Genomic DNA, 13,361 nt, shown 5'->3' with positions numbered 1-13,361 from the left:
TTATTCTTAACAAGTATAAAAATGAAAGCATTCATTATAGACAAGTATAAAAGCAAGGATGGCGGACGCATCGGGCAAATGCCTGTACCGGAACCACAGGCAGATGAAGTATTGGTGGAAGTACACGCTGCCGGTATCAACCTACTGGATTCCAAAATCAAGAGCGGGGAGTTCAAACTCATTTTGCCTTATAAAACCCCGTTTGTTTTAGGTCATGACGTGGCAGGTATTGTAACTAAGATTGGGGCCCGTGTGCAACAATTTAAAGTGGGAGACGAGGTTTATGCACGGCCGGCAGATCATCACATTGGCACGTTTGCCGATTTTATTGCTGTTAAGGAAGCTGATTTAGCGCTTAAGCCGAATAAGCTGAGCATGGAACAAGCCGCATCCATTCCCCTGGTAGGTTTGACCGCATGGCAGGCACTGATCGAAAAGGGAAACCTGAAGAAAGGGCAGAAAGTATTCATCCAGGCAGGTTCCGGTGGCGTAGGCACATTTGCCATTCAACTGGCGAAGCATTTGGGCGCTACTGTGGCTACAACTACAAGTGCAGCCAATATTGAGTTAGTAAAAAGCCTCGGCGCAGATGTGGTTATTGATTACAAAAAAGATGACTTTGAGAAAGTGCTGCATGGGTACGACCTGGTTTTGAATAGTCAGGACGGAAAGACGCTCGAAAAATCGCTGCGTGTGTTAAAACCCGGTGGAAAACTCATCTCGATCTCCGGCCCGCCTGATCCGGACTTTGCGGAAGAAATCGGGTCCCCCTGGTTCATGAAACTAATCATGCGCCTTCTGAGCTTTGGGGTAAGGAGGAAAGCCAAACGGCTTCATGTGAGTTTTTCATTTCTTTTTATGAAGGCAAACGGAGATCAGTTAAAAGAGATCACTTCCCTTATAAATTCAGGTACTATAGTGCCGGTTATAGACAAAGTTTTCCCGTTCGAATCGATCAAGGAAGCGATAAGCTATGTTGAAAGCGGCCGTGCCAAAGGAAAGGTTGTTGTTAAAATGAAATAAAGTGGTATTGCTCCATTCTAATGAGCGGGCTCATTTTAAAGATGCAATCCCTTTCTCTTTTGTTTAGCAATTATTGTTTCTGTTAACTGGCCTTCTCCAGCTTTTGGAGTTTCTCCAGCAGATCTCCCGGCTTAAAAGGTTTGAGCAGGCAGTCGTCGATATAAGAATAACTCTTGATTTGTTCCATGGCTGTGCCAATAGACGCGGTGACCGCTATCACTGGTACCGCGGCCTTGCGGGGATCGGGCAGGGCTTTGATAGTTCTGGCGGCTTCCAGTCCGTCCATCACAGGCATATTGATATCCATCAGCACAACATCGAAATCATGCTTGCGGACCATCTCCACGGCTTCGCTGCCATTGCCGGCTACCTCGGGTACGATACCCCATTTATTAAGGATCTTTGTGATGACCAGTACGTTGATCGGCTCATCCTCGGCCACCAGAACACGGAGACGGAGCACGGGAATGGCGGCTGGTTCCTTTGATGCAGGCGGCGGTGCCTGTTCGGCCAGCGGGTAGCTCAGCTCAAAGCTAAAGGTGGTGCCTATGCCTTCAGAGCTGTGCAGTTCCAGGCGGCTTCCGTGCAGATGGAGCAGCCGGTTAGCGATGGTTAAGCCTAATCCAGTTCCGTGATACTGGCGGTTGGTACGGGACACGGCCTGGGTAAAGGGCTGAAAGATCAGTGATTGGCGGTCCAGCGGGATGCCGATACCGGTATCTTCCACCTGCAGCCGCAGATTAACCATCGTTTCGGTTTGGTTCAAAAGTCGCACCTCTACCCGCACCTGCCCGGCAGCGGTAAACTTAACCGCGTTGCCAACCAGGTTGAACAGAATATTGCTTAACCGGTTGGCATCGCCTTGTATAGTAAGGCCGCTGGCCCCGGTGTCGATATGGCAGGAAAAACCGATCCCCTTTTCCGCGGCCCTTGCCCGGAAGGAACCACAAACGTTATTCAGGAGTTCGGCCAGTTGAAAGGGATAGCTATCCAGTTCAATCGCGCCGCTTTCGATCTTATTGAAATCCAGGATATCATTTACAGTAGCCATCAGGTTATCGGCAGAGAACTGGAGTACCTTCATATGTTCAAGCTGGTCTGGGCGCGGCCCTTCCATTTGCAGGATATGGGTCATGCCTACCACAGCGTTCAGCGGGGTGCGCAGTTCATGCGACATGGTAGACAGGAAGTTGGTTTTGGCGGCTGCTTGTTCCTGCTCCTTCAGCAGGGCTTTTTGCAGTTGGTCGCGCAACTCATGCTCCTTAAACTGCGACTTTTTAAAGGCCCGGAAAAAAGCGTAATGAATATACAGCAGCAGCAAAAAATTACAAACCAGCCCCAGCATATACCCATGATGATTGATCTGAAGCCGTTGGGTGGGCAGCGAAAGCCCGATATAATCATCCAGGATAACATAGCCGATGATCGGGGCGATATTGATCAGTGAATAAATAGTGCCCCATTTGCTGCCAAGGACATAGTAACCGCTGCACACCACCAGCAGCACCGTCTCGGCCGTTGCTACATTGACGCTTTGGCGAAACAGTAATATACCAGACCAGATCATCAGCGTAACGCAAATGATAAAAAAGTGCCCGGCTACGCTCCAGGGCCGGCGGAACAGGAGCAAAGCCAGGCCTGTGATTAAAAGTGCCAGAAAAATAGCCATCCTGATCTGCAGAAAATTATGCTCCTGGAACAGGTACAGGGTCAGCAGGGAACTTGTTAAGCCAATATAGGTTAGCAGGCAGACAGCCAGGATCCGGACGCGGGTGCGATCGAGGATTTCCTGTTCCTTATTAAATACGCGGTCATAATGATTAGCAAAGTAGTCGGTAACAGACATAGGTAATAAGATTTGGTATATAATATGCTGGTTTCCAGAAAGGTTTTACAGTTGTAAGCGACGGGTGAACATGATTTGCCCGTTTCAACGCTAATCGCCTTTCTTTTTGGTTTCCTAAATTAATTGGTAAGCCCTTCTTTTCAGCTATTAGGCGGGCTAATCGAAGATAGGTGTAATCATTTGTTTATCCAAACAGGATGCATGGATAAACTATTTGAAAAAGATATTATACACGGCATCGGGAACAAAGGTAACCGGTTAAAAAGCATAGGAAGAAGAGACGGGAATCCCGGTCATTACATAGGCTGGTTTAAAAATACCGTATTATGGTCTGGCATCGTGCCACGAGTAAGGTTCAAGTTAAATAATTAAATCAGGGTTATTCAGCTTTATCAGCATAATAATTAAAAAATTAGCTGGTCAGGCAGCCAAAATAACTTAATGAATGGTCAATTAGCCGTATCCGCGAAAGCTAAATATTTACTTAATTACATTCACAATTATTAACCGGCAGATGGAATGTTTCTGCCTGCAAAACATTTACTCAATTTTTGATATGAAAAAGCTACTAATGGCATTTTTAGCGCTGGTTTATTTGGCGCAAACGGTTTCGGCACAGAAAATACTGACCCGCGACGAACGGATGAAATGGTGGCGCGAAGCCCGTTTCGGCATGTTTATTCACTGGGGCGATTACGCGCAATGGGCGGGCATGTACCACGGGCACGAAGTTGGCCGCGGCGGCGAATGGATTATGAACCGCGGGAAAATCCCTGTAGCCGAATACCAGGCCGAAGCAAAAAAATTTAACCCGGTAAACTACAACCCGGACGAATGGGTGCGCCTGGCCAAAGAAGCCGGGATGAAATACATTGTTATTACCGCCAAGCACCATGATGGTTTTGCCATGTTTAAAACCAATGCCAGCAAATGGAACATTGTTGATGCCACCCCTTATGGTAAAGACGTGCTGAAACCATTGGCTGCCGCCTGCAAAAAATACGGTGTTAAGTTGGGTTTTTATTACTCACAGGCCCAGGATTGGAATAACCCCGGCGGATCTGCCGCGCGTAAGATAACTTCGGAAGGCTGGGCTAATCCCGATTCGGCTAAGATTGATGCTTATACCGCAGCACATAGCGGGCACTGGGATCCTGCCCAAACCAGCAAAACCATGGGCGAATATATTGACCAGGTTGCCGTACCGCAGGTAAAGGAATTACTAACTAATTATGGCGATGTAGCGGTGTTATGGTGGGATACCCCAACCAATATGACCGACGAATACGCCAATAAGCTGAACGAGGTTTTAAAACTGCAACCTAATATCATCACTAACGACAGGCTGAAACGCCCTAATTTCCCCGGCGATACCAAAACGCCCGAGCAAAAGATCCCCACACAGGCCGAATTGGATGGCATGGATTGGGAAACCTGTATGACCATGAACGGTACCTGGGGCTATAAAGTTTACGATCATAAATGGAAAACTCCCGAAACATTGATCCGCAATCTATGTGATATCGCATCTAAAGGCGGCAACTATTTACTGAATGTTGGTCCCGACGCGTTAGGCAATTTCCCTAAAGAAAGTGTGGAAAGCCTGAAGGCTATAGGTGCGTGGACAAAAGTGAACGGCGAAGCTATCTACGCCACTAAATCCAGTCCGCTGAAACCGATGGATTGGGGCCGCTGCACCCGTAAGGAAACTGGAGCAAATACTACGCTATATTTTTCGGTATTTAACTGGCCGGCTGACGGTAAGTTGACTATTCCCGGTGTTAAGAACGCTGTTGTATCTGCCAAAATGTTAGCCGGTGGTACTGCTTTAAAAACAGCCGCTACAGCCGACGGACTGGTTATTAATGTTCCGTCAAAAGCGCCTGACGCAATTGCATCGGTAATTAAAGTGACTTTAAAGGGCAAGGTGGAAAACCAGCTGACCGATGCCAACGGTAAAATGAAAACAGGATCGATAGACTAATCTCATCATAATTTAAAAATGAAATTTAAGCAATTAATACCCAGCCTTGTTTTCTGTGCAATAAGCGTAGCCGCAAGTACCACGGCTATGGCGCAGGAAGATACCCTGGCAAAATACATCCTTACACCTAAAGAGAAGCCAACACCGCAAATTAACGGGGCAAAAGTTTTTGGCGTAAGGCCCGGGCACCCCATTGTGTTTACTGTTGCAGCTACAGGTACCCGCCCTATTACTTTTACGGCTAAAGGCCTGCCTGCCGGTGTAAAGCTGGATAGTAAAACAGGCATGCTGAGCGGCACGGTTAATAAACCAGGCACTTATGCCATAGCGCTATCGGCTAAAAACGCTTTAGGAACAGCCAACCGGGATTTTAAATTGGTAGTAGGCGAGGAGATTTCCCTAACCCCGCCTATGGGCTGGAATAGCTGGAATATTTACGCTACTAAATTAACCCAGGCCCTGGTGCTGGCTAATGCTAAAGCTATGGTAAGCTCGGGCCTGATTAACCACGGCTGGAGCTATATGAATATTGACGACGTATGGCAGGGCAAGCGTGGCGGAGAATTCCATGCCATTTTACCTGATTCTACCACCTTCCCCAACATGCAGGCCTTAACCGACGAGGTACATGCCATGGGTCTGCATATCGGTATTTACTCTACCCCATGGATAGAATCGTACGGTCACCATGTGGGTGGCTCGGCCGATAACCCGGAAGGGGTATTTACTAAAGCAACTGAGAATATCCCGCGTAATAAAAAGATGAAGCCGTTTGCCATAGGGCAATATACCTTTGTTGAGCAGGATGTAAAACAGTTTGATAAATGGGGTTTTGATTACCTGAAGTATGACTGGAGCCCTAACGAATTGCCCGAAACCAAAAAGATGTTTGATGCCCTGCGTGCAGGCAGCCGCGATATTATTTTCAGTTTATCCAACAGCACGCCGTTCGCCTCAATTGCGGATTTGTCTAAAGTATCTAATACCTGGCGCACCGGTGGCGATATCCGTGATAACTGGAAAAGCCTGAAACCCCGTGTGCTGGCACAGGATAAATGGGCCCCGTATGCAAGGCCCGGCCATTGGAACGATCCGGATATGATGGTGGTAGGATACGTAGGCTGGGGCAAAGGCCCGTACCCAACACACTTAACTCCTGATGAGCAATACACCCACATGAGCGCCTGGTGCCTGATGTCGGTACCGCTGCTGTTGGGTAACGATCTGACCAAACTGGATGCCTTTACCATAAGCCTGTTAACAAACGATGAAGTGATAGCTGTAAACCAGGATCCCCTGGGTAAGCAGGCTACTGTGATAGCAAGGCAGGGTGAATCGGGCATTATGGCCAAGGATCTGTCCGATGGTTCAAAAGCAGTAGGCTTATTTAATCCCGGCGATACCGGTACGCAAAATATGGTATTGAGCTGGAAAGACCTGGGCATAAGCGGGAAATACATTGTCCGCGACCTGTGGCGTCAAAAGGATTTAGGCACATTTGATAACGAGTTTAAAACCGATGTGGCCCAGCATGGCGTGGTGATGGTGAGTTTAAGAAAAGCGAAGTAGTGCAATTACCCCTATTGTCATTTCGATAGAGCATGAGGTGGGATGTGGGAAAGGGCGAAAGAGAACACTTTCTTGAGCGGGTGGTGTCAGGCTTTAGTGAGCGAAAAAATCTTCTACATGCGAAGTGTATGCTGTATAAGATTTTTCCTCACTTCCCCACACAGGCTCTCCGGGTTCGTTCGAAATGACATGCTGTTTTTGAAAATGAGAAAAGGAATTACGCTATTCTTTATACTGATTGGTTTTGCGGCTTCCGCCCAGACCCCGCCCGCCATTGATAGCCTGAAAAGCGAAGCCTATATCTCTCATTTCGGCAACCTGGATAATACCAACCTGCAGATAAAGACGGAGAAGAATATCACGGTAGCTTTCTTCGGCGGCTCTATCACTAACATGGCAGGCTGGCGAGATATGGTTTGCAAATATTTAAGTGCAGCCTATCCCGGCACGCGCTTTACTTTTATTAACGCCGGTATTCCGTCATTGGGTAGTTTGCCGCATGCTTTCCGTTTAGATAAGGATGTGCTGAGCAAGGGCCGTATCGACCTGCTTTTTGTGGAATCGGCCGTGAACGATCGTACCAACGGAACCAGCGAGCAAACCCAGCGCCGGGCATTAGAGGGGATAGTAAGGCATACGCTTACGGCTAATCCCAATACGAACATCATATTGATGGCTTTTGCCGATCAGGATAAGATAAAGGATTACAAAGCCGGGAAGATACCCGTTGAAGTACAGGTACATCAGGATATAGCGGCTAAATACCACTTCCCGTTCATTAACCTGTCTAAAGAAGTAAGCGATAGGATTGATGCCGCTGAGTTTAACTGGAAGGACGATTTTAAAGATGTCCACCCATCGCCGTTTGGACAGGGGATCTATTTCAGGAGCATCAGGACTTTGTTAGCGGGTGAATTAAGCAAACCAGTTCCCGAAAAACCTGTGCCGGCTAACTTGCCCGAAGCAGCAGACAACTTTAACTATGGCCATGGCGCTTATCTGGATATTAGCAGTGCCACAAAATTAAAAGGCTTTACGCTGATTGAAAACTGGAAACCGGCAGACAGCACCCATACCCGCGCGGGCTTTGTTAACATTCCGGTTTTGGTTGCTGAACAACCGGGTGCATCATTGGAGTTGCCTTTTACAGGTCGTGCCATTGGTATCAGCGTAATTGCCGGGCCCGATGCCGGGCGTATTAAATATAGCATCGACGGAGTGGCTAAGCCTGAACAGGAACTGTATACGCAATGGAGCAAGGGCTTGCATTTGCCCTGGTATTTGATTTTAGGTGATGGATTAACATCGGGCAATCATGTGCTGAAACTGGAACTTAGCGATCAGCATCATGAAAAATCGAAGGGGACGGCTTGTAGAATAGTGTATTTTTTAGTGAATAAGTAACATGAAAAGAATTTTAAGTATAGCCCTGTTGTGCCTTTGCGCCGGGGGAGCGGCCAGCGCGCAAGTAGTATTAAAGGCTGATGGTAAAAGCGATGCCTATGCGCTTATCTCAAAAACGCTTGGCGGCGATGCTTGCGAAGTGCCGGATTGCGGCCATCCCGTAAAGCACATTACCCAGGAGTTTGACCCGCAGCTCAAAGAAAATGTGTTTGTTTTTAATATCCATGCTAAACAGGATAACGACCGCTGTAAAAGCTTTGACCGCCAGCGGCTGGAAATAAAAACCTATGGTCCGTCCCCGGCAAAATTAAAAGGCGAACTGAACGAGACGGTAGTTTACAAGTGGAAGTTTAAGCTGGATAGCAATTTTAAGGCACAACCCACCTTTACCCATATCCACCAGATAAAGGCTGGCGATGGTGATGCAGGGGCGCCAATTATTACGCTTACGCCGCGTTTTGGCAAACCCGATAAAATGGAGGTGATCCATACCGGGGCGTCAAAAGCGTCATCACAAGGCAAATTGGTGGAAGTAGACCTGGCCCCGTTTAAAGGCACCTGGGTTGAAGTAACCGAGCAATTGCACTATGATACCAAGGGTACATACAGCATCAGCATTAAACGGATAAGCGATGGCAAAGAGCTGCTGAACTACAGCAATCCTAACATAGACCTGTGGCGCGATAATACTTCGTTCTGCCGGCCTAAATGGGGCATCTATCGCAGCCTGAAAAGCCCGGAATACATCAGAGATGAAACGCTGAAATTTGCAGATATTTCGATACAGGAATTGTAAGACAGAAATTAGGGATAACAAGTTTGCGATTTAACCACAGAGGGCGCAGAGATTTACACAGAGATCACAAAGCTATTGCGTAATAATGCGTGTTAGTAAAACCTCTGTGATTCCTTTTCTCCGTGCCCTCTGTGGTTAAATCATCACAAACATCTCTAAAAACTAAAAACGCCCCCGGTGTACCGGGAGCGTTTTACTATATATTGAGTTTAATTCTTTGTTTATGATCAATCCATTTCGGCGTATATCGGCTTTTTAACACCGTTATCATAAGCCTTTAAACTCTTTTTTAATATTTTACGGGCCACGTGAATCCGTGTTTTTACGGTACCAATGGGGATAGCCAAATGATCGGCTATCTCATGATATTTATGTCCTTCAAAATACATGGTGAAAGGCACGTAATAATCTTCGGGCAGCTTATCTAATGACCGTTTGATATCATCCATCACAAATTTCGATTCGCCCTGGTTTTTAGTCGAACTGAATACCAGGTTAGCCGATGAAATCTCTTCAGATTTGGTTACAAAAGTGCTCATCTTAATAAAGCGGCGGTAGTTATTTATGAAAGTATTTTTCATAATGGTATACAGCCAGCCTTTAAGGTTAGTGCCTTCTTTAAATTTATTATAATAAGTTATCGCTTTTAACATTGTATCCTGTACAAGGTCGTTAGCGTCGTCCGCGTCGTGCGTGAAATGTAAGGCGTAAGAACGTAGTGAACTTGCCTGACGTAATACTAATGTGTTAAACTCAATCTTTGTCATACCAGTTAATGTTTGATGCTAACATTAAGGCAAATAGGATACCGTTTTGTCACCGTTCAGTAATCCGGAACGGATGCCGGGCCTTCGCTACAACAGATTTTGTTTTTGACTTATTTAGGGTAAGGGATTTGTAATTTGTGCGTAAATCGCTCAAAAAGAGCGATTTGAATATAAAAAGCAGATGAAATGTATAATTACCGGGCAGGTGATTGCTATATTAAACAAGCAGATTAAGCTTTTGTTATTTATTTATAAATGAAATATATTAACTAATAATATTCACCTCGCGCTCCAGCAAAACGCCAAATTTAGTGTACACACTGTCTATGATTTGCGACGACAGTGCATAAATTTCAGTACCGGTGGCTCCGCCGTGGTTTACCAATACCAGCGCCTGGTTTTTCCATGTGCCGGTATGGCCAACGGTTTTGCCTTTCCAGCCGCATTGCTCAATCAGCCAGCCGGCGGCCAGTTTAATTAAGCCTTCACCGGCGGGGTAGTTAACTACATCAGGAAATTTTTGCTGAATGCCTGCAAACTGCATAGCAGGGATAACCGGGTTCTTGAAAAAGCTTCCCGCATTGCCAATGGTAGACGGATCGGGTAGTTTGGATACGCGGATATGCGATACCACCTGCGATACATCTTTAATAGTAGGGGCGGTAATGCCGCGGTTAGTCAGTTCCTGTTCAATAGCGCCATAACGCAGGTTGATATTTGGGATCAGCGATAAGTGGAACTTCACCGACACAATAATGTATTGTTCTTTCAGCGTAGTTTTAAAAACACTCTCGCGGTAACCAAAGCCGCAATCCTCCTTGCTGAAGGTTTTAAAGGTGCCTGTAGCAATTTCAAATGCCCGGCAGCTTTCAAACACATCCTTCAGTTCCACACCGTAGGCGCCAATGTTTTGAATAGGCGATGCGCCAACCGAACCGGGAATAAGGCTCAGGTTTTCCAGTCCGGCATATTCGTGGGCTACACAATAGTTCACCAAATCGTTCCACACCTCACCAGCGCCTGCTTCTACAAATACGTCATTATGGCTTAAACGATGATCGATACCGCGGATATTCATCCGGATCACCAACCCTTCGTAATCATTCAGCAACAGCATATTGCTGCCGCCCCCCATCACCAGCCGCGGCATAGTCAGCCACAGCGGATCCATAAACAACTCCGCCAGTTCATCCTCGTGACTGATCTCGGCAAAATACCTGGCCGAAGCTTCGATACCAAAAGAGTTGAAGTTTTTAAGAGAGACGTTTTGTTGGATTTGTAACATGAGGCGTTGTTGATGTGGGCGAATTTCGGAAAATTAATTTGATGTATTAATAAACGCTAATAACTATATTCGATAATAAACAAATGATGTAATGGAATCACATGACAAAGCCTGGGGAAATTTAGAAACGGTTCTGAACTCGAAATTAGCTATAAATGATTCCTGGAATAAGATAATTGATCTTGAATCGGATTTGGTACCGGCCGATTATTGGGCACAACTACGAACCTTGAATGTGCAGGCGGATCAGGATAATATTCTAAAACAATTAGAGAGAGTGGTAACTGACTCTCCCATGCCTGAAAATATTATTGCTTTATGGATAGGAATAATCAAATTATGGGATGAGAAGGAAAGTAAAGAATATTACAGCATGTATTTAGCAGGATCGGATAGTTATGATGTCGAAGATGCCGACTGGGCTGCTGATCCGGCTTACTTTCCGCCAAACTGTTATATCAGTTCCGAAGTTTTAAATTCAGTTGATCACATCATTGCTGTTGATCGCAATAACTATTCATTTCTTGATTGGATCTTGCCAATAGCTTATACCGCACTAACAGTATCTGATATAATTGAAAGGCGGCTTAACAAATTACTATTTCTTAAATATAAAAAAGGATTGTTTTTTACCAAGTCTAAGGAATCCTTGTTTGTCACTGTCGGCTATGATGATGGAGATTTTATAAGTATTCAATCCATCGATAAGTAAATAACTATGTGCTGCCGCAGGTTTAGCGTAGCGTAACCTGTGGCTATGTTTGCGGAAGTCTCAGACTTCCGGCATTCCCAGGCACAAGTTATCCATCGCATAAACCCACCCTTAAACTTGCGCCAGCAGTGGTCTGCCTATGAGATTGCCGCGTCGCCCCCTCTCACAATCCCCTGCTGCTCCTCGCAATGACAATTTGGTAAAGATTACCCTTCCAACTGCTTCACCGCGATATAGGCCATCAAACCCGTGCTTAACTCCAATGCCGATTCATCCACATCAAAGGTGGGGGTATGTACTGATGAAGTGATGCCGCAAGCTTCGTTACGGGTACCTAAGCGGTAAAAACAACTATCGGCCACTTGCGAGTAGTAAGCAAAATCTTCGGCAGCCATCCAGATATCCAGGTCGACCACGTTCTCCTTACCCAAATAATCTTCGGCATGTGAGCGGGCTGATGCCGTTAGTACAGGCTCGTTGATGAGGAAGGGGTAGCCATGCATAATATTAAAATCGCAGCTGCCTCCCATGCTTTCGGCTATGCCTTCGGCCATTTTTTTCATTTTAATATGGGCTTCCTTGCGCCAGGCCTCGTCCATAGTGCGGAAGGTGCCTTCCAGATAGACCTCGTTAGGGATAACATTGGTAGCGCCATTGGCAATTACTTTACCGAATGACAGTACTGAAGGACTCTTAGGATCGGCAAAGCGGCTTACTACCTGCTGCAGGGCAGTAAGGATATGCGCCATGATAATTACCGGGTCTACGTTTTGTTGCGGTTGCGCGCCGTGGCCGCCTTTGCCTTTAATGGTGACATATAACTCATCGGTTGATGCCATGTATTTGCCCGAACGGAAACCTACCTTACCGGCATCTATCAGCGGCATAACGTGCTGACCAATCACGGCCTGTGGTTTAGGGTTTTCCAGCACACCTTCTTTAATCATCAGGCTGGCGCCGCCGGGCAGTTTTTCTTCTGCCGGCTGAAAGATCAGTTTTACGGTCCCGCCAAATTCATCTTTCAATTGGCTCAATATAGTAGCAGTACCTAATAACGACGAGGTATGCACATCGTGCCCACAGGCATGCATTACGCCCACGTTTTGTGATTTGTAGGGCACATCATTAGCCTCGGTTATCGGCAGCGCGTCCATATCGCCGCGCAGGGCTACTACGCCGGTGCCGGGCTTTGTGCCTTGTATTAAGCCCACCAAGCCGTTATCGGCCATGCGCTGATAAGGAATACCCAGGGCATCAAGTTTGGCAGCCACATAAGCCGATGTTGCTACCTCGTGGAAACTTAATTCGGGGTGACTGTGCAAATGGCGGCGGTTGGCCACTACATCGTTAAAAATATCCTTAGCTATAGCTTGTATTTTTTCCTTTATCATTGAACGGGCGGGTTGATCTTTTCTGATATTACAAACAGGCCGGAAAACATGTTCCTGACATCCTGCATAAATTTGGTGGCTTCCAGCCGGGTACGGAAATCGCCGGCACGCACCCTGAAATCGGGTTCGCGATAGGTGATGTAGGTACGCACGTCGGGAAATTTTTGCCTTAATCTTTCCTGGGTATTATAAGCAGCTGCACGGCTTGATCCACTAAAGATTTGGACACGATAACCGCTCGTAGAAATATAGCTGCTGCCGGCCGATGGGGTTGCCGTATTGCCTCCTGTGGCATTAACATTACCCCGGCCATGTTCTAAACGGCGGGCAAGCAAGGTGTCAATACGTGGGTCTTTAATTACCTCTACCGTACCACGGGTTTGGGCATGGGCAGTTGATGCCGCTAAAAAAAACAAACAGCATCCTATTAATCTGCATAATGCTGGATAATATGATGCTGTTTTCTCCATCTCTTTTTATTTTTCATCAGACTTACGAAGTTTTCAAAACTTCGTAAGCCATGTTAGGTCAGTATCGCTACTGAAGTCACAGACTTCAGGCATCCCAGGCACAAGTTAATCCAA

12 protein-coding genes are annotated in these 13,361 nt (G+C 46.4%); 7 read left to right on the top strand and 5 right to left on the bottom strand.

The window, feature by feature from the left end; genetic code table 11:
• Nucleotides 1–21: 21 nt before the first annotated feature.
• The gene (locus tag AC07M6_RS21425) at nucleotides 22–1,023 is read left to right on the top strand and encodes an NADP-dependent oxidoreductase (RefSeq protein WP_494892997.1); all 1,002 of its coding nucleotides are present in this window, start codon (nucleotides 22–24) and stop codon (nucleotides 1,021–1,023) included.
• Nucleotides 1,024–1,105: 82 nt separating this feature from the next.
• On the opposite strand, the gene AC07M6_RS21420 is transcribed toward AC07M6_RS21425, so the two are convergent.
• The gene (locus tag AC07M6_RS21420; RefSeq protein WP_494892995.1) at nucleotides 1,106–2,869 is read right to left on the bottom strand and encodes an ATP-binding protein; all 1,764 of its coding nucleotides are present in this window, start codon (nucleotides 2,867–2,869) and stop codon (nucleotides 1,106–1,108) included.
• Between the two features lie 201 nt (nucleotides 2,870–3,070).
• Here AC07M6_RS21420 and AC07M6_RS21415 point away from each other — a divergent pair, with 201 nt between their 5' ends.
• From AC07M6_RS21415 to AC07M6_RS21395, 5 genes are all read left to right on the top strand, one after another.
• On the top strand, nucleotides 3,071–3,241 hold the full coding sequence (locus AC07M6_RS21415) for a hypothetical protein (protein WP_494892993.1): 171 nt from the start codon (nucleotides 3,071–3,073) through the stop codon (nucleotides 3,239–3,241).
• Between the two features lie 184 nt (nucleotides 3,242–3,425).
• Nucleotides 3,426–4,853 carry an alpha-L-fucosidase gene (locus AC07M6_RS21410; RefSeq protein ID WP_494892991.1) on the top strand — a complete coding sequence of 476 codons (1,428 nt, stop codon included), beginning with the start codon at nucleotides 3,426–3,428 and terminating at the stop codon, nucleotides 4,851–4,853.
• 18 nt (nucleotides 4,854–4,871) lie between these two features.
• Nucleotides 4,872–6,422, top strand: coding sequence for a putative Ig domain-containing protein (locus tag AC07M6_RS21405; RefSeq protein WP_494892990.1), 1,551 nt, complete (start codon nucleotides 4,872–4,874; stop codon nucleotides 6,420–6,422).
• A gap of 204 nt (nucleotides 6,423–6,626) precedes the next feature.
• A complete protein-coding gene (locus AC07M6_RS21400) occupies nucleotides 6,627–7,826 on the top strand; it encodes an SGNH/GDSL hydrolase family protein (protein WP_494892989.1) in 1,200 nt (399 codons plus the stop codon).
• A 1-nt stretch (nucleotide 7,827) separates the two neighbouring features.
• Nucleotides 7,828–8,622 carry a heparin lyase I family protein gene (locus AC07M6_RS21395; RefSeq protein ID WP_494892988.1) on the top strand — a complete coding sequence of 265 codons (795 nt, stop codon included), beginning with the start codon at nucleotides 7,828–7,830 and terminating at the stop codon, nucleotides 8,620–8,622.
• A gap of 227 nt (nucleotides 8,623–8,849) precedes the next feature.
• Here the strand turns inward: AC07M6_RS21395 and AC07M6_RS21390 are convergent, their stop codons facing one another.
• Nucleotides 8,850–9,389 carry an RNA polymerase sigma factor gene (locus tag AC07M6_RS21390; RefSeq protein ID WP_494892986.1) on the bottom strand — a complete coding sequence of 180 codons (540 nt, stop codon included), beginning with the start codon at nucleotides 9,387–9,389 and terminating at the stop codon, nucleotides 8,850–8,852.
• A gap of 265 nt (nucleotides 9,390–9,654) precedes the next feature.
• On the bottom strand, nucleotides 9,655–10,674 hold the full coding sequence (murB, locus tag AC07M6_RS21385; RefSeq protein ID WP_494892985.1) for a UDP-N-acetylmuramate dehydrogenase: 1,020 nt from the start codon (nucleotides 10,672–10,674) through the stop codon (nucleotides 9,655–9,657).
• 91 nt (nucleotides 10,675–10,765) lie between these two features.
• Here murB and AC07M6_RS21380 point away from each other — a divergent pair, with 91 nt between their 5' ends.
• A complete protein-coding gene (locus tag AC07M6_RS21380; RefSeq protein ID WP_494892984.1) occupies nucleotides 10,766–11,386 on the top strand; it encodes a hypothetical protein in 621 nt (206 codons plus the stop codon).
• 206 nt (nucleotides 11,387–11,592) lie between these two features.
• Here the strand turns inward: AC07M6_RS21380 and AC07M6_RS21375 are convergent, their stop codons facing one another.
• A complete protein-coding gene (locus AC07M6_RS21375; RefSeq protein WP_494892983.1) occupies nucleotides 11,593–12,777 on the bottom strand; it encodes a M20 metallopeptidase family protein in 1,185 nt (394 codons plus the stop codon).
• Nucleotides 12,774–13,193 (bottom strand): SPOR domain-containing protein, encoded by a 420-nt coding sequence (locus tag AC07M6_RS21370; RefSeq protein ID WP_494892982.1) that lies wholly within the window; start codon nucleotides 13,191–13,193, stop codon nucleotides 12,774–12,776. The genes AC07M6_RS21375 and AC07M6_RS21370 overlap by 4 nt, the downstream gene beginning before the upstream one ends.
• Nucleotides 13,194–13,361 lie beyond the last annotated feature (168 nt).

This window comes from Mucilaginibacter sp. GW821-FHT07H05, from assembly GCF_059418485.1.
This window is presented reverse-complemented; position numbering and strand designations above follow the sequence as displayed.

Coding starts and splice junctions, on each gene's coding strand:
- AC07M6_RS21425 (WP_494892997.1), top strand. CDS start 22: ATGAAAGCATTCATTATAGACAAGTATAAAAGCAAGGATGGCGGACGC.
- AC07M6_RS21420 (WP_494892995.1), bottom strand. CDS start 2,869: ATGTCTGTTACCGACTACTTTGCTAATCATTATGACCGCGTATTTAAT.
- AC07M6_RS21415 (WP_494892993.1), top strand. CDS start 3,071: ATGGATAAACTATTTGAAAAAGATATTATACACGGCATCGGGAACAAA.
- AC07M6_RS21410 (WP_494892991.1), top strand. CDS start 3,426: ATGAAAAAGCTACTAATGGCATTTTTAGCGCTGGTTTATTTGGCGCAA.
- AC07M6_RS21405 (WP_494892990.1), top strand. CDS start 4,872: ATGAAATTTAAGCAATTAATACCCAGCCTTGTTTTCTGTGCAATAAGC.
- AC07M6_RS21400 (WP_494892989.1), top strand. CDS start 6,627: ATGAGAAAAGGAATTACGCTATTCTTTATACTGATTGGTTTTGCGGCT.
- AC07M6_RS21395 (WP_494892988.1), top strand. CDS start 7,828: ATGAAAAGAATTTTAAGTATAGCCCTGTTGTGCCTTTGCGCCGGGGGA.
- AC07M6_RS21390 (WP_494892986.1), bottom strand. CDS start 9,389: ATGACAAAGATTGAGTTTAACACATTAGTATTACGTCAGGCAAGTTCA.
- murB (WP_494892985.1), bottom strand. CDS start 10,674: ATGTTACAAATCCAACAAAACGTCTCTCTTAAAAACTTCAACTCTTTT.
- AC07M6_RS21380 (WP_494892984.1), top strand. CDS start 10,766: ATGGAATCACATGACAAAGCCTGGGGAAATTTAGAAACGGTTCTGAAC.
- AC07M6_RS21375 (WP_494892983.1), bottom strand. CDS start 12,777: ATGATAAAGGAAAAAATACAAGCTATAGCTAAGGATATTTTTAACGAT.